General features: G+C 74.6%; 23 protein-coding genes. 11 read left to right on the plus strand and 12 right to left on the minus strand.

Going from position 1 to position 25,689, the window contains the following annotated elements:
- Nucleotides 1-146: 146 nt before the first annotated feature.
- Nucleotides 147-1,874: a glucose-6-phosphate isomerase gene (pgi, locus tag BXA05_RS07080; RefSeq protein WP_043653468.1), complete on the minus strand. Its 1,728-nt coding sequence runs from the start codon at nt 1,872-1,874 to the stop codon at nt 147-149.
- 210 nt (nt 1,875-2,084) lie between these two features.
- On the opposite strand from pgi, the gene BXA05_RS07085 reads away from it, so the two are divergent.
- Nucleotides 2,085-2,663, plus strand: coding sequence for a dienelactone hydrolase family protein (locus tag BXA05_RS07085; protein WP_021483513.1), 579 nt, complete (start codon nt 2,085-2,087; stop codon nt 2,661-2,663).
- A 27-nt stretch (nt 2,664-2,690) separates the two neighbouring features.
- On the opposite strand, the gene BXA05_RS07090 is transcribed toward BXA05_RS07085, so the two are convergent.
- From BXA05_RS07090 to BXA05_RS07100, 3 genes are all read right to left on the minus strand, one after another.
- A complete protein-coding gene (locus BXA05_RS07090; RefSeq protein ID WP_076404443.1) occupies nt 2,691-3,854 on the minus strand; it encodes a GNAT family N-acetyltransferase in 1,164 nt (387 codons plus the stop codon).
- Nucleotides 3,851-5,035, minus strand: a complete 1,185-nt coding sequence (locus tag BXA05_RS07095; RefSeq protein WP_076404444.1) for a GNAT family N-acetyltransferase — start codon at nt 5,033-5,035, stop codon at nt 3,851-3,853. The genes BXA05_RS07090 and BXA05_RS07095 overlap by 4 nt, the downstream gene beginning before the upstream one ends.
- A gap of 125 nt (nt 5,036-5,160) precedes the next feature.
- Entirely contained in the window at nt 5,161-5,427 is a 267-nt protein-coding gene (locus BXA05_RS07100; RefSeq protein ID WP_009865881.1) for a GlsB/YeaQ/YmgE family stress response membrane protein, read from the minus strand.
- 171 nt (nt 5,428-5,598) lie between these two features.
- Between BXA05_RS07100 and BXA05_RS07105 the strand changes: the two genes are divergently transcribed.
- Nucleotides 5,599-5,976 (plus strand): Hsp15 family ribosome-associated heat shock protein, encoded by a 378-nt coding sequence (locus BXA05_RS07105; protein WP_034651673.1) that lies wholly within the window; start codon nt 5,599-5,601, stop codon nt 5,974-5,976.
- 152 nt (nt 5,977-6,128) lie between these two features.
- On the opposite strand, the gene BXA05_RS07110 is transcribed toward BXA05_RS07105, so the two are convergent.
- The 3 genes from BXA05_RS07110 to BXA05_RS07120 all read right to left on the minus strand — a co-directional run bounded on the left by BXA05_RS07110 (nt 6,129) and on the right by BXA05_RS07120 (nt 8,814).
- Nucleotides 6,129-6,866: a lytic polysaccharide monooxygenase gene (locus BXA05_RS07110; protein ID WP_021483737.1), complete on the minus strand. Its 738-nt coding sequence runs from the start codon at nt 6,864-6,866 to the stop codon at nt 6,129-6,131.
- Between the two features lie 241 nt (nt 6,867-7,107).
- On the minus strand, nt 7,108-7,857 hold the full coding sequence (locus tag BXA05_RS07115; protein ID WP_034651675.1) for a lytic polysaccharide monooxygenase: 750 nt from the start codon (nt 7,855-7,857) through the stop codon (nt 7,108-7,110).
- Between the two features lie 375 nt (nt 7,858-8,232).
- A complete protein-coding gene (locus BXA05_RS07120) occupies nt 8,233-8,814 on the minus strand; it encodes a 1-acyl-sn-glycerol-3-phosphate acyltransferase (RefSeq protein WP_244550404.1) in 582 nt (193 codons plus the stop codon).
- 142 nt (nt 8,815-8,956) lie between these two features.
- Between BXA05_RS07120 and BXA05_RS07125 the strand changes: the two genes are divergently transcribed.
- Genes BXA05_RS07125 through BXA05_RS07135 form a run of 3 tightly spaced genes read left to right on the plus strand, consistent with a single transcriptional unit; the run spans nt 8,957 to nt 12,554 of the window.
- Complete coding sequence (locus tag BXA05_RS07125) at nt 8,957-10,171, plus strand: ROK family transcriptional regulator (RefSeq protein WP_076404445.1); 1,215 nt, start codon at nt 8,957-8,959, stop codon at nt 10,169-10,171.
- Entirely contained in the window at nt 10,168-11,106 is a 939-nt protein-coding gene (locus BXA05_RS07130) for a ChbG/HpnK family deacetylase (protein ID WP_244550405.1), read from the plus strand. Before BXA05_RS07125 ends, BXA05_RS07130 begins: the two co-directional genes overlap by 4 nt.
- Nucleotides 11,103-12,554: an MFS transporter gene (locus BXA05_RS07135; protein ID WP_076404446.1), complete on the plus strand. Its 1,452-nt coding sequence runs from the start codon at nt 11,103-11,105 to the stop codon at nt 12,552-12,554. Before BXA05_RS07130 ends, BXA05_RS07135 begins: the two co-directional genes overlap by 4 nt.
- A 198-nt stretch (nt 12,555-12,752) precedes the next feature.
- Here the strand turns inward: BXA05_RS07135 and BXA05_RS07140 are convergent, their stop codons facing one another.
- A complete protein-coding gene (locus tag BXA05_RS07140; RefSeq protein WP_083711613.1) occupies nt 12,753-13,289 on the minus strand; it encodes a MarR family winged helix-turn-helix transcriptional regulator in 537 nt (178 codons plus the stop codon).
- A gap of 90 nt (nt 13,290-13,379) precedes the next feature.
- Between BXA05_RS07140 and BXA05_RS07145 the strand changes: the two genes are divergently transcribed.
- Both BXA05_RS07145 and BXA05_RS07150 read left to right on the plus strand, forming a co-directional pair.
- A complete protein-coding gene (locus tag BXA05_RS07145) occupies nt 13,380-14,327 on the plus strand; it encodes an LLM class flavin-dependent oxidoreductase (protein ID WP_076404447.1) in 948 nt (315 codons plus the stop codon).
- Nucleotides 14,324-16,663 (plus strand): LLM class flavin-dependent oxidoreductase, encoded by a 2,340-nt coding sequence (locus BXA05_RS07150; protein WP_076404448.1) that lies wholly within the window; start codon nt 14,324-14,326, stop codon nt 16,661-16,663. The genes BXA05_RS07145 and BXA05_RS07150 overlap by 4 nt, the downstream gene beginning before the upstream one ends.
- Nucleotides 16,664-16,791: 128 nt before the next feature.
- On the opposite strand, the gene BXA05_RS07155 is transcribed toward BXA05_RS07150, so the two are convergent.
- A complete protein-coding gene (locus tag BXA05_RS07155) occupies nt 16,792-17,976 on the minus strand; it encodes a benzoate/H(+) symporter BenE family transporter (protein WP_076404449.1) in 1,185 nt (394 codons plus the stop codon).
- Between the two features lie 83 nt (nt 17,977-18,059).
- On the opposite strand from BXA05_RS07155, the gene BXA05_RS07160 reads away from it, so the two are divergent.
- Complete coding sequence (locus tag BXA05_RS07160; RefSeq protein WP_083711615.1) at nt 18,060-18,758, plus strand: helix-turn-helix domain-containing protein; 699 nt, start codon at nt 18,060-18,062, stop codon at nt 18,756-18,758.
- Here the strand turns inward: BXA05_RS07160 and BXA05_RS07165 are convergent.
- The 3 genes from BXA05_RS07165 to BXA05_RS07175 all read right to left on the minus strand — a co-directional run bounded on the left by BXA05_RS07165 (nt 18,718) and on the right by BXA05_RS07175 (nt 22,225).
- The gene (locus BXA05_RS07165; RefSeq protein ID WP_244550406.1) at nt 18,718-20,001 is read right to left on the minus strand and encodes a PrsW family intramembrane metalloprotease; all 1,284 of its coding nucleotides are present in this window, start codon (nt 19,999-20,001) and stop codon (nt 18,718-18,720) included. The two genes, BXA05_RS07160 and BXA05_RS07165, sit on opposite strands and share 41 nt — an antisense overlap.
- 125 nt (nt 20,002-20,126) lie before the next feature.
- The gene (locus BXA05_RS07170; protein WP_034652356.1) at nt 20,127-20,546 is read right to left on the minus strand and encodes an LbetaH domain-containing protein; all 420 of its coding nucleotides are present in this window, start codon (nt 20,544-20,546) and stop codon (nt 20,127-20,129) included.
- 677 nt (nt 20,547-21,223) lie between these two features.
- Complete coding sequence (locus tag BXA05_RS07175; protein ID WP_076404450.1) at nt 21,224-22,225, minus strand: LacI family DNA-binding transcriptional regulator; 1,002 nt, start codon at nt 22,223-22,225, stop codon at nt 21,224-21,226.
- Between the two features lie 191 nt (nt 22,226-22,416).
- On the opposite strand from BXA05_RS07175, the gene BXA05_RS07180 reads away from it, so the two are divergent.
- From BXA05_RS07180 to BXA05_RS07190, 3 genes are read left to right on the plus strand one after another with little or no spacing between them, the layout of a single operon-like run.
- Nucleotides 22,417-23,706, plus strand: coding sequence for an ABC transporter substrate-binding protein (locus BXA05_RS07180; RefSeq protein WP_061269356.1), 1,290 nt, complete (start codon nt 22,417-22,419; stop codon nt 23,704-23,706).
- An 8-nt stretch (nt 23,707-23,714) separates the two neighbouring features.
- On the plus strand, nt 23,715-24,743 hold the full coding sequence (locus tag BXA05_RS07185) for a carbohydrate ABC transporter permease (protein WP_076404451.1): 1,029 nt from the start codon (nt 23,715-23,717) through the stop codon (nt 24,741-24,743).
- Nucleotides 24,743-25,636 carry a carbohydrate ABC transporter permease gene (locus tag BXA05_RS07190; protein ID WP_043657187.1) on the plus strand — a complete coding sequence of 298 codons (894 nt, stop codon included), beginning with the start codon at nt 24,743-24,745 and terminating at the stop codon, nt 25,634-25,636. Before BXA05_RS07185 ends, BXA05_RS07190 begins: the two co-directional genes overlap by 1 nt.
- The last annotated feature ends 53 nt before the right edge of the window (nt 25,637-25,689 follow it).

Genomic DNA, 25,689 nt, shown 5'->3' on the forward strand with positions numbered 1-25,689 from the left:
GCGACCTCGCGACACGTCCCCGCCGTGAGGCGGAGGACACACCGCGGGTCGCGGTCCGCGGAGGCGCTCGGCCCGTCCCCGTGCGCACGACCTCCCCCCGCGAGCCGCCCGAGCACGGTCGTCCCCGTGCCCGGGCGGGGCGCGGGCTAGCTGCGCAGGTCGAGGTAACGGTCGATGAGGGCCGCGGTGCTCGGGTCCTGCGCCGCGAGGGCGTCCTCGTCGCCCGCGACGGCCGGCGCGATCTCGAGCGCGAGCTTCTTGCCGAGCTCGACGCCCCACTGGTCGAAGCTGTCGATGCCCCACACGACGCCCTGCACGAACGTGATGTGCTCGTAGAGCGCGATGAGCTGGCCCAGGACCGACGGCGTGAGCGCGGGAGCGAGGATCGACGTCGTCGGGCGGTTGCCCGGGAACGTGCGGGCGCTCACGAGGTGCTCCGCGGTGCCCTCGGCCCGGACCTCGTCCGCCGTCTTGCCGAACGCGAGCGCCTTGGTCTGGGCGAAGAAGTTCGCGAGGAACAGGCCGTGCACGTCGGCGCCCGGCTGGACCGCGCCGCCGTCGCCCACCGCGTCGACGAGCGGGTGCGCGGGGTTCGCGACCGCGATGAAGTCGGCCGGGATGAGGCGGGTGCCCTGGTGGATGAGCTGGTAGAACGCGTGCTGGCCGTTCGTGCCCGGCTCGCCCCAGAAGATCTCGCCGGTCTCCGTCGTCACGGGGGAGCCGTCCCAGCGCACGCGCTTGCCGTTGGACTCCATGGTGAGCTGCTGGAGGTAGGCCGGGAAGCGGTGCAGGTACTGCGCGTACGGGAGCACGGCGTGCGTGTGCGCGTCGAGGAAGTTCACGTACCAGACGTTGAGCAGCCCCATGAGGACCGGGACGTTGCGCTCGAACGGCGTGCGGCGCACGTGCTCGTCGATCGCGTGGAAGCCCGCGAGCAGCTCGGCGAACCGGTCAGGGCCGATCGCGATCGCGAGCGAGGTGCCGATCGCGGAGTCGACCGAGTAGCGCCCGCCGACCCAGTCCCAGAACCCGAACGCGTTCGCCGGGTCGATCCCGAACGCCGCGACCTTGTCGAGCGCGGTCGAGACCGCGACGAAGTGCTGCGCGACGGCGGCCTGCCGGGACTCGTCCGTGTCCTCTATCGCGCCGACCGCCGCGAGCTCCGTCCACAGCCAGTCGCGCGCGAGGCGCGCGTTGGTCAGCGTCTCGAGCGTGCCGAACGTCTTCGACGCGACGATGAACAGCGTGGTGCGCGGGTCGAGGCCCGCCGTCTTCTCCGCGACGTCCGTCGGGTCGATGTTCGAGACGAACCGGACCTCGATGTCCTGGTGCTTGTACGGCAGCAGCGCCTCGTACGCCATGACCGGTCCGAGGTCGGAGCCGCCGATGCCGATGTTCACGACCGTGCGGACGCGCTCGCCCGTGACGCCCGTCCACTCGCCCGAGCGGACCTTGTCCGCGAACGCGTAGACCTTCGCGAGCTCGGCGTGCACGTCCGCGTCGACGTCCTGCCCGTCGACGACGAGGTGCTCGTCGTCGCCCAGCGGGGTCGGCCGGCGCAGGGCGGTGTGCAGGACGGCGCGGTCCTCCGTGACGTTGATGTGCTCGCCCGTGAACATCGCCTCGAGGCGGTCGTCGAGGTGGACCTCCTCGGCGAGGCGCACGAGCAGCTCCAGCGTCTCGTCGGTGACGAGGTTCTTCGACAGGTCGACCGTGAGGTCGGCCGCCTGGTGCGTGAGGCGGCGCGCGCGGTCCGGGTCGGCCGCGAACCAGGTGCGCAGGTCCGGCTCCACGGTGTCGCGGTGCACGGTCAGCGCGGTCCAGGACGGCGTGGAGGTGGGGTCGATCGGGGGCGGCACGGGCTGCGAGGTCATGACCACCAAACTACTGACCGACGTCGGCCCTCGCCCACCCCGACCGTCCCGCGGTCCATGGTCCGGTGGCCTGACGAACGGCCGTCGCAGGTCCCTGGACCCCGGGCGTGCGTGGGCGGGTCGCGCGACGATGGGGGGCGTGCGCCGTCGGGCGCGCACCGGGCGGCGACGCCGTCGCACGGCCCACGAGCGACGATCGGAGGAGGGACCATGGCGGAGGTCGTGCTGTTCCACCACGTGCAGGGACTGACCGAGGGCGTGCGGACGCTCGCGGAGACGCTGCGCGGCGCGGGGAACGTGGTGCACACGCCGGACCTCTTCGAGGGGCGCACGTTCGCGACCCTCGACGAGGGCATGGCCCACGTGCAGGAGCTCGGTTTCGGGACCGTGCTGGAGCGCGCCCGGGGGGCCGTGGACGGCTACGACCTCGGCGTCGTGTACGCCGGGGTCTCCCTCGGCGTCCTCCCGGCCCAGATGCTCGCCCAGACGCAGCCGGGCGCCAAGGGCGCGGTGCTCCTCGAGGCGTGCGTGCCCGTCTCCGAGTTCGGCGACGCCTGGCCCGACGCCGTGCCCGTCCAGGTGCACGGCATGGACGCGGACCCGTCGTTCGCGGGCGAGGGCGACCTCGACGCGGCGCGCGAGCTCGTGGAGTCCACGCCCGACGCGGAGCTGTTCGTCTACCCCGGCGACCGCCACCTCTTCACGGACCCGAGCCTGCCGTCGTACGAGCCGGAGGCCGCCGCGCTCGTCACCGAGCGGGTGATCCGCTTCCTCGACGGCATCCGCTGAGCGGTCGGGCCGCGGCGGCCCCCGGGGTCAGGGCGCGCTGCCGGGGTCCGGTGCGTCGAGGACGAGCTGCCACTCCGCCTCGACGCCCGTGGGCGCGAAGCCCAGCGCGACGTTGATCGCGAGCATGTGCCGGTTCTCCTCGGCGTTCCACGTGTGCACACGGCGCGACGACGGCCGGGCGCGCGCCAGCTCGTCGAGCACGGCGACCTTGACGAGCAGGCCCAGGCTGCGCCCGCGGTGCTCGCGCAGCACGAGCGTGTCCTCCTGGAACACGACCTCGGGCCGGTCGCGGGGGTACGCGACCATCGAGAACGCGGCGAGCGTGCCCGTCGCCGTGTCCTCCGCCGCGGCGACGACGTAGCCGCGGCCTCGGTCGTGGATCTCCCGGGAGAAGGTCCGGACGCGCTCCGCGTCCCACGGGTCCTCCGCGAGGTCGAGTCCCCCGCTCGGGGCGTCGGTGCTCATGCGCGTCTCGAGCACCGCGAGCTGCGCGAGCCACTCCTCGGGGACCTCGTCCGTCCACACGTGCACGCGGTACCCGGCCGCCCGCGCCGTGGCCGCTTCTCGCAGCGGGTCGAGCACGGCGGGCGGCACCGGGAGCGCGAGCACGGAGTGCCGCATCACCTGCTCGAGCGTGAAGCCGCGGTGCAGCGCGAAGGTCGTGGCGTCGTCGTGCGCCGGGACGCGTCCGCTGCCCGTGGGCGCCTCGATCGCACCCGGGCCGGGCGGCGGCTCCGGCGCGAAGGACGAGTCGGACTGGACCACGCGCCGCCCCTCCGCGCGCACGACGTCGAGCGCCGCCTCCCACAGCGCCGTGCCGACGCCGCGGCGCCGGCGCGCCGGGTCCACGCCGACGTAGACGAGCGCCGTGTGCGTGTTGCCCTGCTGCGGGAGCGCCACCATCGACCGGCCGACGACGTCCTCGGGCCGGGGCGTCGTGCCCCGCGGGGCGTCGTCGAGCACCGCGACCCACCGCAGCACGCGGCGGTAGCCGGCGCTGGCGACGGTGGACGCGACCGTGGCGGCGTCGAGCGCGAGGTCGGTGTGGCCGTGGATCGCGCGGTCGATCGCGTCGCCCACCCGGACCGTGCCGTGGACGGCCCACGCGTCGGGCGCGTCGAGGCGGCCGGGGACGGGCTCGATGCGCACGCGCCCGTCGCGGGTCGTGGGGGTGGTCGGTCGTGCGCTCACTCGGCGTCCTCCGGGGTCGTCCGGCGCTGCCACGCGGCCCACACGCCCGCGGGGCGGAAGCCGAGGGCGACGTTGATCGCGAGCATGTGGTCGTTCTCCTGCGCGTTCCACGTGTGGACGCGCCGGGCGCCGGGGCGCTGCGCCGCGAGCGCGTCGAGGTTGGCGACCTTGACGAGCATCCCGAGGCGGCGCCCGCGGTGCTCGCGCAGCACGAGCGTGTCCTCCTGGATCGCGAAGTCCTCGCGGCCGCGCGGGTGGACGAGCACGGTGAACGCCGCGAGCGTGCCCGACGGCACGTGCTCCGCGGCGCACACGAGGAACGCGTCGTCGTTCTCCGCCTGCTGCTGCACCCACGTCCGCACGCGCCGCGCGTCCCACGGGTCCTCGCCGTAGTCGACGCCGCCCGTCGGCGCGTCGGTGCTCATGCGCGTGAAGAGGACCGCCACCTGGTCGGCCCAGGCCTCCGGGACCTCGTCGGTCCAGGAGTGCAGGCGGTAGTCGCCGCCCGCGGCGGCCCGGGCGTCCTCGCGGTGCGCGTCGAGGACCGCGGGCGCGACCGGGAGGTCGAGCACCGAGTGCCGCTCGACCTGCTCGAGCACGTACCCGTGGGCACGCAGGAAGCGCGGTCCGGGCGCGTCCGCGGGAACCCGGCCGGCGCCCGTCGTGGCCTCGAGCGCGCCGGGACCGGGCGGCGGCTCCTCGCCGTGGTTCGTGTCCGAGAAGAGCACGGTGCGCCCCGCGTCCAGGTTCAGGCGCTCGCCGAGCGCGAGCAGCGCGCCCCCGATGCCGCGGCCGCGCTCGGCGGGACGCACGACGGCGTAGGACTCGCCCAGGTGCTCGTTGCTCGTGACGGGGCGGGTCACGAAGAGGTGCGCGACGACGTCCCCCACCGCGGGCGGGACGCCCTGCTCGTGCCACGAGGCCGCCGCGGCGGAGCGCACGACGACGAACCGGCGCTTCGTGGAGTACTCCTGGTGGGCCATGCCCGTGAGGATCTCGCGGGGCGGCAGCGCGAGGTCGTCGTAGCCGTGCACCTCGAGCTCGTGCTCGCGGCCGACGTCCGCGACGGCGAGGTAGGCCCACGCCTCGGGCGCGTCGAGCGACGCGGGGTGCGGGGCCTCGACGAGCGCGTACCCTCGCGGGAGGGAGACGTCCGGGGCGGGAGGGGCGACGGCGCTCATGGGTCCAGCGTGTCCGGCGCACGGGCGGCGCGTCCACGGCAATACGCCCGGGGACGCACGGACGGCCCGGTCCTTGAGGGGACCGGGCCGTCCGGGGAAGCGGGCCGCCGGTGCGGCCGACGCCGTCAGGCGCGCTTGCGGTTGGTGAACCAGGACCAGATGAACACCACGATGATGGAGCCGATGAGCGCGAAGCCCCACGTGCCGAGGTCGAAGAACTCCTCGTTGACGTCGGTGCCGAACACCGCCGAGGCGATGAAGCCGCCGAGCAGGGCGCCCACGATGCCCAGCAGGAGGGTGACGATCCAGCCGCCCTTCTGCTTGCCCGGCACGATCGCGCGGGCGATGGCACCCATGATGAGGCCGATGAGGATCCAGCCGATGATGCCCATGTCACGCTCCGTTTCCCGTAGGGACAGATCCGGCCAAAAGGACTCTTGCCCCGAATGGCCTGACACCACCGTGGCACGGGCGCCCGGACCTCGCACGCCGACGGCGGTCTGCCGGGGTGCGGCGACCCCGCCGGCACCGCGCCCTGCGCGGTCTCGTAGGCTCGGAGGGTGGTGACGACCGAGGCGACGAGCGCGCGCGTCGACAGCTGGCTGTGGGCCGTCCGCGTGTTCAAGAGCCGCTCGCAGGCGACGGCCGCCGTGAAGGCGGGGCACGTGCGCGTCAACGGCGAGCGCGCGAAGCCCGCGACGAGCGTGAAGGTCAAGGACCGCGTCGTCGTGCGGGGCGGTCCGGTCGAGCGGATCCTCGTCGTCGAGAAGGTGCTCGTGAAGCGGGTGTCCGCGACCCTCGCCGCGACGGCCGTCGACGACCAGAGCCCACCCCCGCCGCCGCGTGAGCTCACCGTGCGCGTCGCGGTCCGCGACCGCGGTGCCGGGCGCCCCACGAAGCGCGAGCGCCGCGACCTCGACCGGCTGCGGGGCCGGGGCTGACCTCGGGCTGCCGCCGACCCGCGCGACCGCGCCCCGTGCGGCCCCGCGCGCCCGACGCGCAGGACGGCCGACGGTCGCGTGCGAGCACGCGTCCGCCGGCCGTCGGCAGTGCTGTCGGGATCGCTCCCGGGATCGCTCCCGGGATCAGCAGGTCAGCAGGCTCCGAGGTCCTTCCAGACGCCCCACTGGCCGCTCTGCGACGGGTTCTCGCCCGTCGTCCACCACTTGGCCTGGTAGTTGCGGCCGGAGTAGGAGACGTTCGCCCCGCCGACGTAGGCGGCGCTCGCCGACCACGCCGGAGCCGTGCACGTGCCGGGGTTGCCCGGGTTCCCGGGGTTGCCGGGGTTCCCGGGGTTGCCCGGGTCGGTCCCGCCGCTGCCGATCTTCAGGTCGACGCAGTTGTAGAACGCGTTGACGGTGTTCGACACGTTCCAGCGCGCGAGGATCGTGTGGTTGCCCTCGGGCAGGCCCGTCAGGGTGTGGGAGATGTTGCTGGGCGGCTGCGCACCGTTCTGGTTGAACGTCTTGAACAGCACGCCGTCGACGAAGTACTCCCACGTGCTCGTGTTGTGCGCCGCGGTGAGCTTCCACTGGAACGTGACCGACGTGCCGGTCTGCGTGCGCGGCCAGGGCTTGCTCGAGTCGTCGAGGATGCTGAAGCCGCTGCCGCCCGAACACTGCATCGAGCCCTTGGGCGCCTCGACGGACTGGGGCTCGTACTTGATCGAGCCGCAGTCGAAGGACGTCGTGCCCTTCGCGCAGTGGTCCTGCCGGCTCGGCGGCGACGTGATCCAGCCGTGGGCGCTCGCGCTCGGCGCGACGGCCACGGGCGCGATGATCGCGACCGCGCCGACGACGGCTGCCAGGAGTACTGCTCTCAGTCTTCGCATGAGATGTCTCGCTCTCCATCCGGTGGTGCATGGGTCCTGCGGCGCGCTTCCTCGCGGGCCGCCTCTCGGATCGGGCACCTCGACGCTACGAAACGGGCGGAGAGCCGGACAATTGGGCAAAGCCCGTACGTGCTTCCGCGTACGCGCGCCGGGCGCGCCCTCGTCGCCGGGTCGGCGACGCACGACGGCGGGTGGTCTCGCCCGTGGGACGAGACCACCCGCCGTCGCGGGGTTCAGCAGGTCAGCAGGCGCCGATCAGCTTCCACGGCCCCCATGCCTCGGAGCCCGGGACGTTGTTCTGCGTCCACCACTTCGCCTCGTACACGTTGCCCGCGTAGGAGACCTTCGCGCCGCCCGTGTAGGTCGACGTCGCGGCCCACGCCGGGTCCGCGCAGGTGCCCGGCGTGCCGCCGCCGGGGGTGCCGCCGCCCGGGGTGCCCGGGTCGGGCGTGCCCCCGCCGGGGTTGGTGCCGTCGGCCGTGACGGTCAGGTCGACGCAGTTGTAGAACGCGTTGACCGTGTTCGACACGTTCCAGCGCGCGAGGATCGTGTGGTTGCCGAGCGGCAGGCCCTTGAGGGTGTGCGAGATGTTCTTGGGGGGCTGGACGCCGCCGCCGTCGAACGTCGCGAAGAGCTGGCCGTCGACGAAGTACTCCCACACGCTCGTGGCGTGGTTCGCCGTGAGGTTCCACTGGAACGTCACGTCGCGGCCCGTGGTCGTGCGGGGCCAGGGCTTGCTCGCGTCGTCGAGGATCGCGTAGCCGCTGCCGCCGGAGCACTTCATCGAGCCCTTGGGGGCCTCGACGGACTGGGGCTCGTACTTGATGGAACCGCAGTCGAAGGACGTGGTGCCCTTCGCGCAGTTGTCCTGCCGGCTGGGGGGAGAGGTGATCCAGCCGTGCGCCGAGGCGCTGGGGGCGATCGCGATCGGGGCGATGATCGCGGTCGCGCCCACGACGGCGGCGAGGAGCGCCGCGCGGAGTCGCTTCATCGGGGGACTCGCTTCCTAGGTCGGGGAGGGCCGACGTCGTGCGGAGCCCGCACCGTCGACCGTGACGAGGGGGACCGTAAGCAGGTGGAGGACGAGGCTCCAACGCCTACGCAGGGCCGCTCCGGAGTACGGGATGTCCCGTACGCGACGTCCTGCGGAGGGCGTCTTCGTGCGGCTGGACCGGGGTCCGCGACCCCCTCGCGACGTGCCTCGGGCATCCGTCCGGCGGGTGAAAAGTGTGGGGACTACGTAGGGCGCCGGGACGCCGGGCGAGACGGCGGCCCGAGCTGGACGAGCGTCCGAGAACGAGGGCGTCGGACGACCCACGGACCCGGGCGTGGGGGCGCGAGAGAGCGCGTGCCGGGGTCGCGGCCGTCAGGCGGGCGCGTCCTCCTCGCGCAGCCGCGGCTCGGTGCGCAGCGCGGGCCGGAGGCCGGACTTGTCGGCGTAGAACGCGCGCACGACGTCCATGTCGGCGCGGACGTCACCGGTGAGGTCGATCGTCGGGCCGAGGCCCGTCGTCATCGTGGTGCGGTCCACGTAGCCGAGCGTGACCGGCAGGTGCGCCTCGCGCGCGATCCGGTAGAAGCCCGACTTCCAGTACGACCCGGCGCCGCGCGTGCCCTCGGGCGTGACGACGAGCGAGAAGACCTCGCCCGCCTGGAGGCGGCCGACGACGTCCGCCACGACCCGGCTCGGGTCGCGCCGGTCGACGGGGATGCCGCCCAGCGCGCGCATGACCGGGCCCGCGGGACCGGCGAACAGCGCGTGCTTGCCCAGCCAGCGCACGTGGATGCCGGTGCTCCAGGCGATCGCGAGCATGAGCACGAAGTCCCAGTTCGACGTGTGCGGGGCGCCGACGAGGAGCGTGGGCCGGCTCGTGTCGTACGGCTGCGAGCGCAGCCGCCACCGGCTGGTCGCCCAGAAGGCGCGGGCGAGGGCTCGGCGGATCACCACGTCACGGTACAGGGTGGGAGCGCGGGGCCGCCGTCGACAACCACAGGCAGCGCGGTTAGTCTCCGGCGGGTAGGGAACTTCCCGCCCTACCTGCTCGGCCCGGACATGTCTGCTCGACCACCCACTGCTCGACGGAGACCAGATGGACACCACTCCCGCCGGAACCCCCGCCCTCCTGCGCACCCTCAACGCGCGCGCCGTGCTCGACGTCCTCGGCACCGGCGCGCAGGTCGCCCGGCCCGACGTCGTCGCGGCGACCGGTCTGTCGAAGACGACCGTCGCGCAGACCCTGCGCGCGCTCGAGGCGACGGGCGTCGTCACGGAGGCAGGGCTCGACCGGGACCGTCGCGGCCCGGCCGCGACGCTGTACCGGGTCGACCCGGACTACGCGTTCGGGCTGGGGATCGACGTCGCGCGCGACCGCGTGCGGGTCGCGCTCGTCGACGTCACGGGAGCGATCCGTGCCCGCGCCGAGCGGCGCGACGTCAGGCCGACCCCGACGGCGCGCGCCCGCGCCGCCGCCGAGCTGGCCCGCGCGTGCGTGACCGACGTCGAGGCCCGGCTGCCCGAGGGCGCGAGCGTCGAGGTGACGCGCGCCGTCGCGGCGGTGCCGTCGATCGTCAGCCCGGACCACGCGACGATCCGCCGGGTGCCGGGCTTCGAGAAGGGCGGCACGGACCTCCACGACGCGCTCGTCGACGCGCTCGGCTGCCCGGTGACGCTCGAGAACGACCTCAACCTCGCGGCGCTCGCGGAGCAGCGCGACGGCGTCGCGGCGGGGGTCCGGACGTTCGTCGTGCTGGGGCTCGGCGACGGGTTCGGCGCCGGACTCGTCCTCGACGGTCGCCTGCACCGGGGCGCGGCGGGCGGCGCGGGGGAGGTCTCCTTCCTCCCGCACCCCGGCCGGTCGCTCGGCTCGGAGACGCTCGGGGCGTCGTCGATCGCGGCCATCGCGAAGGAGAACGGCCTCCCGGACGACATCGCCGTCAAGGACCTCGTGGACCGCGCCGAGCACGGCGACGGCGCGTCGTGCGACGTGCTCGACGAGGTCGCGGAGCGCATCGGCGTCGTGGCGGCGGCGGTCGCGCTCGTCGTCGAGCCGGAGCTCTTCGTGCTCACCAACCACGCCGCACGCCCGCCGATCGCCGAGCGCGTGCAGCGCTTCCTCGGCGAGAAGCTGGCCGTGCTGCCCGTGCGGGTCGTCCCGTCCGAGCTCACGAGCGACGCCGTCGTCGTGGGCGCGGCCCGGTCCGCGAGCGACGCGCTGCGCGACGAGGTGTTCCGCGCCGCCGCGGCCCACTCCGCGCCGGTCGAGGGCGAGGACGCCGGCGACGAGCGCGCGGAGGCCGCGTCGTGACCGACCCGGGCGGCCCGCCGTCGGACCTGGTGTCCCGGCTGGGCCTCGCGGACGACTCGCGCGCCGTGATCCTCAACGCCGACGACTACGGGATGTGCCGGGCCGCGAACCGCGCGATCTCGGAGCTGCTCCTCGCCGGGCACCTCGACTCCGCGACCGTCATGGTGCCGTGCGGCTGGGCGCCGGACGCGCTCGCGTTCGCCGCGGCCCACCCCGTCGACGTCGGCGTCCACCTCGTGCTCACGAGCGAGTGGACGCGCTACCGGTGGCGGCCCCTCACGGGGACGGGGACGTCGCTCGTCGACGACGCGGGGTACTTCCCGCGCGACGTGCGCACCGTCGAGCAGCAGGCGCGCGCCGAGGACGTCGCGGCCGAGCTCGCGGCGCAGCTCGACGCGGCGCTCGCCGCCGGGGTCGACGTCTCGCACCTGGACAACCACATGGGCTCGGTCTACGGGCTCGAGACGGGACGCTCGTTCCTGCCGCAGGTGTTCGAGCTCGCGGCCCGGCACGGGCTGCCGTTCCGCCTGCCGCGCACGACCGACGGGATGCTCCTGCCGCCCGGCGACTTCCAGCCGCTCCTCGACGAGGCGACCGCGGCGGCCGACGCGCTCGGCGTCGTGCTCGTCGACCGCCTGTGGACGCACCCGTTCGAGCTCGCGGGCGAGGGCACGGACGACGCGGAGGGCTACGAGGAGGTCCGCGACGGCTTCCTCGACCTGCTGCGCCGCGTGCCGGCCGGCGTCACCGAGATCTACCTGCACCCCATGCTCGACGACGACGAGCTCGGCGACGTCGCCGACTACGCCGCGCCGAAGCGCGGGTTCGAGCACCGCCTCCTGGCCGACCCGGCCGTCGCCGCCGTGGTCGCCGAGGAGGGCCTCGTCCGCGTCGGCTGGCGCGACCTGCGCGCGGTCCAGCGGGGCGAGCGATGAGCGCGCCGTCCGGGACGCCGTCGGGCACGGTGCCGAGCGGACGGGCGCCGACCGGAGGGCTGCTGGCCCGCGTGCGGGACCGCCGCCTGGTGGGCGCGGCCACGCGCGCGCAGACCGTCGCCTACGGCGCGTCCGCGTTCCCCGCCAACCTGCTGCTCCAGACGTTCTCCGCGTTCGTCGTCTACTTCTACGTCGACCACCTCGGCGTGCCCGCCGGCTGGGTCGCGGGCGCGATGGTCGCGCACGGCGTCCTCAACGCGGTGCTCAACCCGCTCGTCGGCGCGGCCTCCGACCGGCGGCGCACCCGCTGGGGCCGTCGCGTGCCGTGGATCGGGCTCGGCGTCGTGCCGCTCGTCGTCGCGTTCGCGCTCGTGTGGACGCCGCCCGCGCTGAGCCCCACCGGGCTCGTCGTGTGGTTCCTCGTCGTCGTCGCCGTGTACGACGTCGCGTACGTCGTCGTCGTGCTCAACGTCTCCGCGCTGTTCCCCGAGATCTTCCGCACGACGGCGGAGCGCGCCCGCGGGAACGCGCCGCGCCAGATCTTCGGCCTCGTCGGCATGATCCTCGGCACCGCCGGCGCCCCGCTGCTGTACGGGACGCTCGGGTGGACGTGGATGGCGCTGCTCCTCGCCGTCGTGAGCCTCGGGTTCTTCGCGTGGTCCCTCGCCGGCATGGTCGAGCGCCCCGTCGACGTCGCGGCGGTGCGCGAGCGCGAGGCCGCCGTCGGGCTCGGCGCCCAGCTGCGCTACACGTTCGCGAACCGGGCGTTCGTCACCTACGTGCTCGGGTCGCTGCTGCTGCAGAGCACCACCGCGATCGTGCTCGCCGCCGTGCCGTTCTACGTGCGCTACGTGCTCGGCGGGGCGGAGGCCGACGCGACGTTCCTCCTCGCGCCGATCTTCGTCGCCGCCATCCCGGCGATCGTCGGGTGGTCGTGGGTCGTGCGCCGCATCGGCCCGCGCTCCACGATGCTGTGGGTCGTCGCCGTGTACGGGCTCGCGACGTGCCTCTACCTCGTGCCGACCACCGTGCTCGGCGCCGCGCTCGCGGGGCTCGCCGTCGGCGTCGGCGTGGCCGGCCTCATGCAGGTGCTCGAGGTCGCGCTCGCGCAGGTCATCGACGACGACGAGCGCCGCACCGGCCTGCGCCGGGAGGGCATGTACTTCGGGGCCAACGGGTTCGTCGTGCGCGGGTCCGTGATCGTGCAGGCCGTCCTGGTCGCGGCCGTGCTCTCCGCGAGCGGGTACGTCGAGGGCACGGGCGACGTCCTGCAGCCGGACGGCGTCGCGACGGGCGTGCGCCTCCTGCTCGGCGGCGTCCCCGTCCTCATCGCCGCCCTGGCCTTCGTGTGCTTCTGGCTCTACCCGCTGCGCGGCCGGGACCCCGAGGGCACCGACGCCGCCCTCGCCGACGCCTCACCGACCGCCGCGGACCCCCTCCCGAGGTAGTCCTCCGGCCGCGAGGTAGACCCCCGGTAGCGCGAGCCAGAGCCGTGGTCGCGCGAGGTAGAGCCGTGGTCGCGCGAGGTAGAGCCGTGGTCGCGCGAGGTAGAGCCGTGGTCGCGCGCGAGGCGCACCACGGCTCTACCTCGGCTGACCCTGGCTCTACCTCGGCTGACCCTGGCTCTACCTCGGCGGGCCCCGCCTCTACCTGGGCGGGGTGGTGGTGCCGAGGGTGTGCTCGGCGACGGCGCACGGGTCGGTGCCGGCGTCGATGTCGCGGAGGTCGCACGCGACGCGGCGCATGAGGGTGCGGAAGGTGCCGCGCTCGTCGGGCGAGAGCATGTCGAGGAGCTCCTCCTCGGCGTCGTGCACGGCGGCGGCCCACCCGGCGAGACGACGGCGGCCCTCGGGCGTCGCGACGACGCGGCGTGCGCGCCGGTCGGCGGGGTTCTGCTGCCGCTCGACGAGGCCGGACGCGACGAGGTCGTCGACGAGGTACGTCATGACGGTGCGGTCGATGCCGTGGTGCTCGGCGAGCGCGAGCTGCGTGGGGTGGTCGCCCTGCGCCACGGTCACGAGGACCTGGTAGCCGCGCGTGCCGTGCGGGACGTCGTCGAGCGCCTGCTCGACGGTCGCGCGGTAGGCGCGCAGCAGGACGCCGAGGTGCCAGCCGAGGTCCTCGAGGCGGCCGGGGAGCTCGGTCGGGCCGGTGGGTGCGGCGGTCGTCGCGCTCGTGCTCATCCGCTCAGGGTACCGCGGGAATGCGGTTGCACCACCTATCTGTTCTCGATATGTTCTGTTCAACAACATATCTTGAGATCGCGAGGAGCCATGCCCGACTACGGCCACGACCTGCGCTTCGGGTCCTTCGTCACGCCCACCGCCGCGGCGCCCCAGCAGGCGGTCGCGCTCGCGCAGCTGTCCGAGGAGGTCGGCCTGGACCTCGTGACCTTCCAGGACCACCCGTACCAGGCGGCCTTCCTCGACACCTGGACCCTGCTGTCGTGGGTCGCGGCGCGTACCGAGCGCATCCGCCTCGCGGGCAACGTGCTCAACCTGCCGCTGCGCCCGCCGGCGGTGCTGGCGCGCGCCGTCGCGAGCCTCGACCGGCTGTCGGGCGGGCGCGTCGAGCTCGGCCTCGGCGCGGGCGGGTTCTGGGACCCGATCGTCGCGATGGGCGGCGAGCGCCTCACGCCGGGGCAGTCCGTCGACGCGCTCTCCGAGGGCATCGACGTCATCCGCGGGCTGTGGGACACGACCACGCGGGAGCGCCTGGACGTGGGCGGGACGTACCACCACGTCGACGGCGCCAAGCGAGGCCCCGCCCCCGCGCACGACGTCGAGATCTGGGTCGGGGCGCTCAAGCCCCGCATGCTGCGCCTCGTCGGCGCGCAGGCCGACGGCTGGCTCCCGTCGCTCGCGTACCTGCAGAGCTTCGAGGCGCTCGCGCAGGGCAACGCGACGATCGACGCCGCCGCCCAGGAGGCGGGCCGCGACCCGCGCGCGGTGCGCCGCCTGCTCAACGTCGGCGGCCGGTTCACCGCCGACGGCGGCGCCGGGTTCCTCCAGGGGTCGCCTCGGCAGTGGGCCGAGCAGGTCGCCGAGGTGACGCTCGAGCACGGCGTGTCCACCTGGATCGTCGGCGGCGACGACCCGACGACGCTCGCCGTCGTGGGCCAGGAGGTCGCGCCCGCCGCGCGCGAGCTCGTCGCGGCGGCGCGCGGCACGACCGACGGCCCGGCACCGGTCGCACCGACCGACGGCGGGGCCCGCGCATGACCGACTACGGCCACCCGCTCCGGTTCGGCACGTTCGTCACGCCGTCGGCGCAGGACCCGGAGGCGACGGTCGGGCTCGCGCGCGTCGCGGAGGACGCCGGCTACGACCTCGTGACGTTCCAGGACCACCCGTACCAGCCGCGCTTCCTCGACACGTGGACGCTGCTGTCGTACGTCGCGTCCGCGACGGAGCGCATCCACGTCGCGCCCGACGTCGTCAACGTCCCGATGCGGCCGCCCGCCGTCCTGGCGCGCGCGGCGGCGAGTCTCGACCTGCTCTCGGACGGGCGCGTCGAGCTCGCCCTCGGGGCGGGGGCCTTCTGGGACGCGATGGCGGCGATGGGCACGCGCCGGCTCACGCCGGGGGAGTCCGTCGACGCGCTCGCCGAGGCGATCGAGGTGATCCGTGCGATCTGGGGCGAGGACGGCGACGGCGAGCTGTTCGTCCCCGGCCGGCACCACCGGCTCGACGGCGCGACGCCCGGCCCGGGGACGACGCGCCGCATCCCGCTGTGGCTGGGCGCGCTCGGCCCCCGGATGCTGCGCCTGGTGGGGGAGAAGGCCGACGGGTGGCTCCCGTCGCTGGGTCGCGTCGGCCTGGACGGGCTGCGCGCGGGCAACGCGCGCATCGACGAGGCGGCGGCCGCCGTCGGGCGCGACCCGCGCGAGGTGACGCGGCTGCTCAACGTGTCGGGCGCGTTCGACGCGGCCCCGGAGGCGTCCGGCCTCGGGGGCGCCCCCGACCTCTCCGGCCCGCCCGCAGCCTGGGTCGAGCGGCTCCTGCCGCTCGTCCTCGACGAGGGCGTCTCCACGCTGATCCTCGCGACCGACGACGAGCGCAGCACCCGCCGGTTCGCGGACGAGGTCGCTCCCGCGCTGCGCGACGCCGTCGACGCCGCGCGCGCGGAGCGGGGCACCGACACGTCGCGCGTCGTGCCGCTCGCCGTGCGGTCCGCGCGTCGCGACGGCATCGCCTACGACGACGTCCCCGCCTCGCTCGCGGAGCGCGTCGTCGAGCCGGGCGACGCCGCGTACGCGGGGGTGCGCTCGAACTACCTGCGCGGCGGCTCGCCGGGCCTCGTGCTGCGCCCGCGCGACACCGCGGAGGTCGTCGAGGCGCTCGCGTTCGCGCGCGCCCAGCCGGTGACGCGCCGGGTGCCGCTGTCCGTCCGCTCGGGCGGGCACGGGATCAGCGGGCGCTCGACGAACGACGGCGGCATCGTCCTCGACCTCGCCGCGCTCGACCAGGTGGAGGTGCTCGACGACGCCGCGCGCCTCGTGCGCGTCGGCCCCGGCGCGCGGTGGGGCGGCGTCGCGGCGGCGCTCGCGCCGCGCGGCTGGGCGATCACGTCGGGCGACTCCGGCGGCGTCGGGGTGGGCGGTCTCGCGACCGCGGGCGGCATCGGCTTCCTCGGCCGGGCGCACGGCCTGACGATCGACCACGTGCGCGCGGTCGAGGTCGTCCTCGCGGACGGCTCGGTCGTGCGCGCGAGCGACGACGAGAACACGGACCTGTTCTGGGCCGTGCGCGGCGCCGGGGCGCAGGTCGGGATCGTCACGTCGTTCGAGCTCGTCGCGGACGAGGTGTCTGCTGTGGGGTTCGCGCAGATGGTGCACGACGCGTCGGACCTCGCCGGGTTCCTCGAGCGCTGGGGCGCCACGGTGGAGGCCTCGCCGCGGGACACGACGAGCTTCCTCATCGTGGGGCGGCCGCGGCCCGGGCAGCCCCTCGTCGCGCAGTCCATGACGATGGTCGACTCCGACGACCCGGACACCGTCCTCGCGCGGCTCCAGCCGTTCGCGGCGATCTCCCCGCTGCTCGCCCGGGCGACGGCGCAGATCGTGCCGTACGACGCCGTCGTCTCGGCGCCCCCGCGCGGCCCGCACGGGGGGCAGGGCGAGCCCGTGTCGCGGTCCGGGCTGCTGGAGCACCTCACGCCGGAGGCGTCGGCGCGTCTCGCGGGCCTCGTCGCGAGCGGGGACACGTACTTCTTCCAGATCCGCTCGACGGGCGGTGCGGCGTCGGACGTGCCGGCGGACGCGACGGCGTACGCGCACCGGTCCGCGAACTTCTCGGTCGTCGCGATGGGGGCGAGCCGGTCTCGTCTCGACGCGCGCTGGGACGCGCTCGCCGACGTGTTCGACGGGATGTACCTCAGCTTCGACACCGACCTGCGCGCCGAGCGCGTGACGGACGCGTTCCCGCCCGCGACCCTGGAGCGGCTGCGCGAGGTCAAGCGCCGCGTGGACCCGACGAACGTCTTCCGCGACAACCTGCCCGTCCTCGGGCCGCACCCGACGGACGAGCCCGCGCCCGCCGTCGTCCCGCCGAGGTAGAGCCCCGGTTCGCCGAGGTAGAGGCGTGGTCAACGACCACGCCTCTACCTCGCGCTACCAGGGCTCTACCTCGCGCTACCGGGGCTCTACCTCGCGCTACCGGGGCTCTACCTCGGGGTGCCGGGGCTCTACCCCCGGGTGGGTGCCCGACGGCGCAGTGTGAGCACCGCGTGGACGGCGAGGCCCGCGAGCACGGCCCAGAAGGCAGCGCCGATGCCCGCGACGACCGTCCCGCTCGCGGCGACGAGGAACGTCACGACGGCCGCCTCGCGGCCCCGCGGCTCGGCGACCGCGCCCGCGACGGCGGCGCCGAGCGTCCCGACGAGCGCGAGCCCGGCGGCCGCCTCGACGAGCCCGTCGGGTGCGGCCGCGACCAGCGCGGCGAGGCCGGCCGAGCCGACGGCGAGCACGAGGTAGGCCCAGCCCGCGGTGTGGGCCGCGACCCAGCGCCGGCGCGGGTCGGGGTGCGCCTCGGGGCCCGCGGCGAGCGCTGCGGAGATCGCCGCGAGGTTGATCGTGTGCCCGCCCGCGGTGGCGCCCGCGAGGGTCGCGAGGCCGGTGACGGTCATGGTCTCGCGCCACGGCACGCGGTAGCCGAACGAGGCCATCACCGCGACGCCCGGGACGTTCTGCGACGCCATCGTCACGACGTAGAGCGGCACGGCGAGCCCGACGACCGCCTGCCACGACAGCGTCGGGACGGTGAGGTCGAGGCGGGGGACGGCGTCGGCCCAGGCGAGGGTGCCGCTCCCCACGGCCTCGTACCCGACGATCGCGAGCGTGACCGCGAGCGCCGCCGGCGCGGCCCAGCGCGGCGCGACCCGCAGCAGCACCAGCCACGTGAGCACGACGGGCGCGACGAGCAGCGGCGTCGTGACGAACGCCCGGACGGGCGCGAGGCACAGCGTGAGCAGCACGCCCGCGAGCATCGCCTGGGCGATCGGGGTGGGGATCGCGGCGACGAGGTCGCCGAGGCGCGGCCAGAGCGCGGTGAGCAGCACGAGCCCGCCGACGACGCAGAACGCACCGACCGCGGCGGGCCAGCCGCCCGCGACCGCGCCCGTGCTGACGAGCAGCGCGGCCCCGGGCGTGGACCAGGCGAGCGTGAGCGGGGTGCGGTGGCGCGTCGTCAGCCAGAGGATGCCGACGGCCTGCGTCACGCACAGGGCGAGGAGCCCGGACGCGGCCTGATCGGGAGTCGCGCCGACGGCGCGCAGGCCGGCGAGCACGACGGCGAACGAGCTCGTGAAGCCGACGAGGGCCGTGACGAGCCCGGCGAGGACGGGGCGCAGGCGCTCCGGGTCGGGTTCCATGCTGCTCCAGCGGACGTGCCGAGCCGTTCTGTTTGCGGAACGCTACCAGAGTGGCCTGAGTCACGGCCGGTAGGCTGCCGCGCGTGAGCGACGGGGGAGCGCAGGCGAGCACGGGAGCGAGCGCAGGAGCGAGCGCGGGGGCGAGCGCAGGGTCGGGCGACGACCCGGGCGGTGGTGCCCCTGCGTCGTCGGGCCGCCGCGGGGACGAGACGCTCGCCGCGGTCGCCGCCCAGATCCGGGCGCTGCGGGCCGAGCGGGGGCTGTCGCTGTCGGCGCTCGCGGCGGCGGCGGGCGTCGGGAAGGGCTCGCTCTCCGAGATCGAGCACGGCGCGCGCAACCCCACGCTCGCGACGCTCTACGTGCTCGCCGGGGCGCTCCGCGTCCCGCTCGCGACGCTCCTCGCCGAGCGGCCGGGGTCGGAGGTGTCGTCGGAGGGCGTCCGGGCCCGCCTCCTCGACGCCCACCACCTGCCCGACGGCACGGCCGTCGAGGTCTACCACCTGCACCTCGAGCGCTCCGCGGACCGCACGTCGCCGCCGCACGGGCCGGGCGTCGTCGAGCACCTGCTCGTGACGTCCGGTCGCGTGCGCGCGGGCCGTCGTGGCGCGGAGGCCGTGGTGACCGTGGGCGACGGGCTGCGCTGGGTGTCGGACGCCGAGCACTCCTACCGCGCGCTCGACGGGGCACCCGTCGACGCGGTGCTCGTCATCCGCACGCCCCCGCGACGCGGCGAGCGGCCCGCTACCGCAGGCCCGGTCCCGGCGCCCACGCGCCGGACGTGAACCCCGACGGCGCGCCCGGCGACCACGGGGCCGGCGGCGGCTGCGGGGCCCGGACGAGGAACGCCTGGCGCGCCGTGAGCATGAGCTGCAGCAGCGCGCGCCGCTGCCCCTCGACGCGCCACGCCTCGACGGCGCCGCGCTCGACCCGGTCGTGGAGCAGCGCGAGCTCGGTCGCGGCCTGCTGGTAGTCGCGCATCGCGTGCGCGGCCCCCGCGCCACCGGTGCGACGCGCCCAGTCGCGCGCCTGACGGCGCGCGGCGAGCGTCGACAGCATCGCGAGGTCGGCGGGCGTGACGAGGCCCGTCGGCACGTAGGGCACGAGCTGGCGCTGGATCGTCGCGACCGTGCGGCGTCGGTCCCGGACGAGCAGGACGACCAGCGTGACCAGCACCCCGAGCCCGGCGAGGTACGCGACCCCGAGCGCGAGCGGGCCGAAGCCGGTCGAGGCGTTCCACAGCATGTGCAGGGCGATGGCCGCGGCGAGACCGCCGAGCGGCGCGAGCACGCGGCGCGGCCCGGGCGGGCTCGTGGCCGCGCTCGCGACGCCGAGGCCCGTGAGCGCCGTGCACAGCGGGTGCAGCAGGGGAGTGACGACGGCTCGCAGCACGAACGTCGGGCCGAGGGTGCCGTCCTGCGCGGCCATGACGAAGTACGTGACGTTCTCGACCGCCGCGAACCCGAGCGCGACCATGGCGGCGTAGATCACGCCGTCGGTCCAGCCGTCGATCTCGTGGCGCCGGAACCAGAGCATCCCGAACAGGACCGCGCCCTTGAGGATCTCCTCGACGAACGGCGCCCCGAACGACGCGACGACGTACCAGCCGACCTCCTCGCCGAACAGCGGCGCGGTGAGCAGCTCCAGGCCGAGCGTGTTGAGGATCCCCGCGACGAGCGTCGCGATCCCCGCGCCCCACAGGAACGCGACGACGAGCGCGCTCGGCGGCTCGGGCTCGAGGCGGTCGAGCGCGAGCACGACCGGCACCCAGATGCCCAGCGGCACGAGCGCGAGCAGCAGCCCGACCGTGAACGTGCCCACCCCGGACAGCGCCGCGAGCACGAGGCCCACGAGCAGGCACAGGCTCGCGACGGCGATCGTCACGATGACGCCGACGCGCGCGCGGCCCGGCGGCCGGCCCTCGAGCACGGCGCGTGGGTCGAGCGGGACGGCGGCACCCGCCGGGCCCAGCGGGTGCGGCGGCTGCTGGGGCGGGGGGACGGCCGGGCCGTGCGGCGGGAAGGTCACGGGCGGTAAGGCTACGCACCCGGCGGCCGACGCGGGAAGGCGTCCGCCCGGCGCGCCGCGCGGCGGTCGGTCGCGCCGCGCGGCGCCCGGGGGCGGTCGCGCCGCGCGGCGGCCGGGGGGTGGGGCTACGCCGCGACGTCGTACCCGGAGCGCAGGCCGCCCCGGCGGCGCACGGTCGCGTCGTCGGGCACGATCTCGTCCGGCGGCACGACGGCGCCGGCCTCCACGAGCACCCGGCGCCCGACGCGCGCGCCGCTGCCCACGCGGGCGCGGTCGCCGACGCGCGCCTCGGGGGCGATGCGGACGTTGTCGCCGACGCGGACGTCGCGGCCGAGGACGACGTCCCGGTCGATCCAGGTGCCGTCGCCGAGCCGGCAGCCGTGGCCCACCACGGCGCCCTTCTCGACGTAGGTGCCCCATCCGACGGGCACGGACTCCGGGACGCGGGCGTGGGGCGACACGAAGCCGCCGCCGGTGTGACGGTCGTAGTGCATGATCTCGCCGAAGTCGTTCTCGACCTGGACGCGGCGTGCGAGGCGGGCCACCTGACCTCCTCAAGGTCTGTCGACAGTGGTACTGGTGACATAACGGCGCCGAGGCGCCCAGGATTCCAACACCGCCGCCCCGCCGGGGTAGAGCCGTGGTCCCGCGAGGTAGAGCCGTGGTCCCGCGAGGTAGAGCCGTGGTCCCGCGGGGTAGAGCCGTGGTCGGCCGAGGTAGAGCCGTGGTCCCGCGAGGTAGAGCCGTGGTCCCGCGGGGTAGAGCCGTGGTCCCGCGGGGTAGAGCCCTGGTTGCCGGGCCGATGCCGGGGGTCGCGCCGCCTTTCGTGTTCTCGCAGGCGAGAACCGCGCGGGCGACCTCCCCCGGCGACGCCACGGTCGCCGGGCGCGGACCGACCGCCGTCGTGCCGAGCAGGTGGATTGGGCGCATCCTGGCCGACGGACGAGCCGGAACCGCCTGCTCGCTCTGCCGGGATGGCCTGGTCGGCCCGCCCCCGTTCCCGACGGGCGACCTGGCCGCCATGGGTGCCCGGCCGACGTCGGGCGCGGTCAGCCTGGACGCCCGCGGTGAGCCTGCGGCGTCGGGCGTGACCTCGGCTCTACCTCGCGGGACCTCGGCTCTACCTCGGCGTGACCTCGGCTCTACTTCGGCCGACCAGGGCTCTACCTCGCGGGGCCACGGCTCTGGCCCGCGACGGCGGCACCGTCCGGGCGGCGGGCGGTCAGACGGCGCGGGTGGTGCCGCGGACGACGAGGGTCGTGGGGAGGCGGACGTGGGGCTCGCGCGTGCGACCCTCGACGAGGTCGACGATGAGACGCAGGGCCTCGGTGCCCATGCGGTGGATGGGCTGGTCGACGGTCGTCAGGGGCGGGGTGGTGAGCGCGGACTCGGGCACGTTGTCGAAGCCGATGACGGAGACGTCGTCGGGCACGCGCAGGCCGAGCTCGGCGGCGACCTCCATGGTGCGGATCGCGGAGAGGTCGTTGGCGGCGAAGATCGCGGTGGGTCGCTCGGGGAGCGAGAGGAGCTCGTGCGCGGGGGAGTCCGCGAGGTCGGGGCGGTAGCCGCCGACGCGCACGAGGTCGGGGTCGAAGGCGATGCCCGCGTCGGCGAGCGCCTCGCGGTACCCCTGCTCGCGCAGGCGCGCGGACTCGAGGTCGGGGCGGCCGGCGAGGAAGCCGATGCGGCGGTGGCCGAGCTCGAGGAGGTGCTGCGTCGCGGTGCGGCCGCCGGCGAGGTTGTCGGAGTCGACGGTCGGGGGGTCGGACGGGCCGCGGTGCGGGTCGACGGCGACGACGGGGATCGAGCTGCCGCGCGCGACGACGGTGGGCGTGACGAGGATGGCGCCGTCGATGAGGGTGCCACCGAGGCGGGACAGGGAGCGCTGCTCCCAGCCGACGCGGTCGTCGCGGCGCAGGCCGCCGGAGTAGGCGAGGAGCTCGTACCCGGTCCCGTCGACGGCCTCGGAGATGCCCTTGAGCAGCTCGGTCGAGAACGGCTCGAACTCGGCGACGAGGATCCCGATGACGTTGGTCTTGCTGCTCCGCAGGCTCCTCGCGACGATCGACGACTCGTACCCGAGGTCGTCGATGACCTGCTGGACGTGGCGGGAGGTCTCGGGCGCGACGCCATAGCGACCGTTGATCACCTTGGAGACGGTCGCGACGGAGACGCCGGCGGTGCGCGCGACGTCGCCGATCGTGACTCTTCCCGTGGAGCGCATGGGGATGACAGTAGCCCCTGGCGAGGGCGTCCGGAGGCCCGCGCCACGTCGTGTGTAAAACGTTATCGATATCGATTGACACGACCGGGTCGCGCCTGCCAGAGTCGCTACCGGCGGCCCCACAGCGGTGGCGGCCCGGCGCGCTCGAGGCAGCGTGCGCCCCGGTGCGACTCGACGAAGAGGACGGAACGATGAAGTCTCGGAAGCTCCTGACGGCGACCGCCGTCGCCCTGGCGGGCACGCTCGTGCTCACGGCCTGCGGAGGCGGAGGCGACTCCGGCTCGGACGACGGCTCGGTCTCGATGACCTTCTGGCACAACTCCACGACCGGTGAGGGCAAGGCCTACTGGGAGGAGACGGTCGCGGCGTTCGAGGAGGCGAACCCCGGCGTCACGATCGAGATCCAGGCCATCCAGAACGAGGACATGGACGGCAAGCTCCAGACGGCCCTCAACTCGGGCGACGCGCCCGACATCTTCATGGCGCGCGGCGGCGGCAAGCTGGCCGACGTCGTGGAGGCCGGCCAGGCGATGGACCTCACCGACGCGATCGACGACACCACGCGCGAGGCCGTGGGCGACGCGGCGCTCAGCGCCTTCACGGTCGACGGCAAGGTCTACGGGATGCCGGTCTCGATCCTCCCGGGCGGCGTCTACTACAGCGAGGACCTGTTCTCGCAGGCCGGCGTGACGGCGAACCCGACGACGATCAGCGAGCTCGAGGGCGTCGTCGACCAGCTCAAGACCGCGGGCGTCGCGCCGATCGCGCTCGGCGCGAAGGACGCGTGGCCGGCCGCGCACTGGTACTACTTCTTCGCGCTGCGCGAGTGCTCGCAGGACACCATCAACACGGCGGCGAGCGAGCGCAGCTTCGACGACCCGTGCTGGCTCAAGGCCGGCGAGGACCTCCAGGCGTTCGCCGAGACGGAGCCCTTCAACCAGGGCTACCTCACGACCTCCGCGCAGCAGGGCGCGGGCTCGTCCGCGGGCCTGATCGCCAACCACCAGGCCGCGATGGAGCTCATGGGCGCGTGGAACCCCGGCGTCATCGCGTCGCTCACGCCGGACGAGAAGCCGCTCGCGGACCTGCAGTGGTTCCCGTTCCCGGCCGTCGAGGGCGGTGACGGCGAGCCCGGCGCCATGATGGGCGGCGTCGACGGGTTCTCCTGCTCGGCCCAGGCCCCCGCCGAGTGCGCGGAGTTCCTCAACTTCATCATGTCGAAGGAGTCGCAGGAGGCGTACGCCACCGCGTTCCACACCCTACCCGCGAGCAAGGAGGCGCAGGGCGTCGTGACGGAGCCCGCGCTCGTCTCGATCCTCGAGGCCTACAACGAGGCGCCGTACGTCACCGTGTGGCTGGACACGCTGTTCGGGCAGAACGTCGGCAACGCGCTCAACACCTCCGTGGTCAACCTGCTCGCCGGCAAGGGCACGCCGCAGGACATCGTCGACACGACGAACGCCGCAGCGGCCAAGGAGTAACCGGAGCCATGACCGTGTCCCAGGGCGAGACCTCGCCGAGCACGACGACGCCCGAGGACCGGGCCGGGGGCGGCGCCGGCGCCGTGGCGGGGCCGCCCCCGGCCGCCGCGGCGCGGGCCCGCCGCCCGCGCCGCGGCCGCTGGGGCCAGCGAGCCGAGATCGCGGTGCTCGCCGGGCCGGCGCTCGTCGTCTTCCTCACGTTCGTCATCGTGCCCGTGCTGATGGCGGCGTACTACGGGTTCTTCAAGTGGAAGGGCTTCGGCCCGCCGACGGACTTCGTGGGGTTCGAGAACTACCTCACGATCTTCCGGGACCCCGAGTTCCTCGCGGCGCTGCGGCACAACGGGTTCATCGTGCTCATGTCGCTCGTGCTCCAGGGCCCGGTCGCGGTGGTCGTCGCGCTCATGCTCAACCGGCGCATGCGCGGCCGCTCGGTGGTCCGCGTGCTCGTGTTCGTGCCGTACGTGGTGTCCGAGGTGATCGTCGGCACGGGGTTCAGCCTCATGCTCTCGACGACCGGCGCCGTGAACGACCTGCTGGAGAAGGTCGGCCTCGGGTTCCTCGCGGTCGACTGGCTCGCCGACCCCGACGTCGCGATCTGGACCCTGCTGCTCATCATCACGTGGAAGTACATCGGCTTCGCCGTGATCCTCTTCCTCGCGGGCCTCCAGGGCATCCCCGACGAGCTGGGCGAGGCCGCCGCGATCGACGGCGCGTCCTACTGGAAGGCGCAGCGCTACGTCACGCTCCCGCTGCTGGGCCCGACGGTCCGCATCTGGGCGTTCCTGTCGATCATCGGCTCGCTCCAGCTGTTCGACCTCGTCTACATCATCTGGGGCCAGTACGTGGCCTCGACGGCCGGCACGTCGACCATGGCGACGTACATGGTCGCGAACGGCCGCAACGCGGGGAACTACGGGTACGGCAGCGCGGTCGCGGTCGTGCTATTCCTCATCTCCCTCGCCGTGGCGCTCGTGTACCAGCGGTACGTCCTGCGCCGTGACACCGAGGGCGCGATCACGGAAGGGAAGAAGTGATGGCCACCGTCACCGCCGTACCCGCGCCCGAGCGTCCCGCCGGCGTCAAGACCCCGAAGGAGCCCCGCGGCTCCGGCATCGGCCGGGGCGGCCCGCTGACCTACGTGGTCGCGTGGCTGCTCGTGGGCGTGTGCCTCGCGCCGATCGCGTACATCGTCGTCGGCGGGTTCCGCACCAACGCGCAGATCACGGCCGACCCGTCGGGCCTGCCCGACCCGTGGCAGGTCGTCAACTACGTCGAGGTCCTGTCGAGCTCGCTGTTCTGGCAGCAGCTCGGGAACTCGCTCGTCGCGGCGCTCCTCACGACGCTCGGCGTCGTGGTGCTCGGCCTCATGGCGAGCTACGTCATCGCCCGCTACTCGTTCGTGGGGCGCGGGGCGCTCTACGCGCTGTTCGCGGCGGGCCTGATGTTCCCCATGACGGTCGCGATCACGCCGCTGTACATCATGATCCGCTCGCTCGGGCTGATGAACTCCGTGGGCGGCCTCGTGCTCCCGCAGATCGCGTTCGCCCTCCCGACGACCGTCATCATCCTCGTGCCGTTCCTGCGCGCCATCCCGCGCGAGATCGAGGAGGCCGCGTCGATCGACGGCGCGAGCCGCCTCGGCTTCTTCTTCCGGATGGTCGTGCCGCTGTCCCTGCCGGGCGTCATCACCGTGGGGATCCTCGCGTTCGTCGCGAGCTGGAACAGCTACATGCTCCCGCTCTTCATCCTCAACGACGAGACGTCGTACACGCTCCCGCTGGGCGTGCAGGCGTTCGCGTCGCAGTACTCCGTGGACACCGCCCGCGTGCTCGCCTTCACCTCCCTGTCGATGATCCCCGCGCTCGTCTTCTTCTCGCTGTTCGAGCGGCGCATCGTCGGGGGCCTCACCGGCGCCGTGAAGGGCTGACTGCGCCCGTCCGCACCCTGCCCCGTCCCGCGCCGCGCGCGGGACGGGGCCAC

This window comes from Cellulosimicrobium funkei, from assembly GCF_900155925.1.
In the GTDB taxonomy this organism is placed as follows: Bacteria; Actinomycetota; Actinomycetes; order Actinomycetales; family Cellulomonadaceae; genus Cellulosimicrobium; species Cellulosimicrobium funkei.

Excerpts from the sequence above, each read along its gene's own strand:
- pgi (WP_043653468.1), bottom strand. The coding sequence starts at position 1,874 with ATGACCTCGCAGCCCGTGCCGCCCCCGATCGACCCCACCTCCACGCCG.
- BXA05_RS07085 (WP_021483513.1), top strand. The coding sequence starts at position 2,085 with ATGGCGGAGGTCGTGCTGTTCCACCACGTGCAGGGACTGACCGAGGGC.
- BXA05_RS07095 (WP_076404444.1), bottom strand. The coding sequence starts at position 5,035 with ATGAGCGCCGTCGCCCCTCCCGCCCCGGACGTCTCCCTCCCGCGAGGG.
- BXA05_RS07100 (WP_009865881.1), bottom strand. The coding sequence starts at position 5,427 with ATGGGCATCATCGGCTGGATCCTCATCGGCCTCATCATGGGTGCCATC.
- BXA05_RS07110 (WP_021483737.1), bottom strand. The coding sequence starts at position 6,866 with ATGCGAAGACTGAGAGCAGTACTCCTGGCAGCCGTCGTCGGCGCGGTC.
- BXA05_RS07115 (WP_034651675.1), bottom strand. The coding sequence starts at position 7,857 with ATGAAGCGACTCCGCGCGGCGCTCCTCGCCGCCGTCGTGGGCGCGACC.
- BXA05_RS07125 (WP_076404445.1), top strand. The coding sequence starts at position 8,957 with ATGGACACCACTCCCGCCGGAACCCCCGCCCTCCTGCGCACCCTCAAC.
- BXA05_RS07135 (WP_076404446.1), top strand. The coding sequence starts at position 11,103 with ATGAGCGCGCCGTCCGGGACGCCGTCGGGCACGGTGCCGAGCGGACGG.
- BXA05_RS07140 (WP_083711613.1), bottom strand. The coding sequence starts at position 13,289 with ATGAGCACGAGCGCGACGACCGCCGCACCCACCGGCCCGACCGAGCTC.
- BXA05_RS07145 (WP_076404447.1), top strand. The coding sequence starts at position 13,380 with ATGCCCGACTACGGCCACGACCTGCGCTTCGGGTCCTTCGTCACGCCC.
- BXA05_RS07150 (WP_076404448.1), top strand. The coding sequence starts at position 14,324 with ATGACCGACTACGGCCACCCGCTCCGGTTCGGCACGTTCGTCACGCCG.
- BXA05_RS07155 (WP_076404449.1), bottom strand. The coding sequence starts at position 17,976 with ATGGAACCCGACCCGGAGCGCCTGCGCCCCGTCCTCGCCGGGCTCGTC.
- BXA05_RS07175 (WP_076404450.1), bottom strand. The coding sequence starts at position 22,225 with ATGCGCTCCACGGGAAGAGTCACGATCGGCGACGTCGCGCGCACCGCC.
- BXA05_RS07180 (WP_061269356.1), top strand. The coding sequence starts at position 22,417 with ATGAAGTCTCGGAAGCTCCTGACGGCGACCGCCGTCGCCCTGGCGGGC.
- BXA05_RS07185 (WP_076404451.1), top strand. The coding sequence starts at position 23,715 with ATGACCGTGTCCCAGGGCGAGACCTCGCCGAGCACGACGACGCCCGAG.
- BXA05_RS07190 (WP_043657187.1), top strand. The coding sequence starts at position 24,743 with ATGGCCACCGTCACCGCCGTACCCGCGCCCGAGCGTCCCGCCGGCGTC.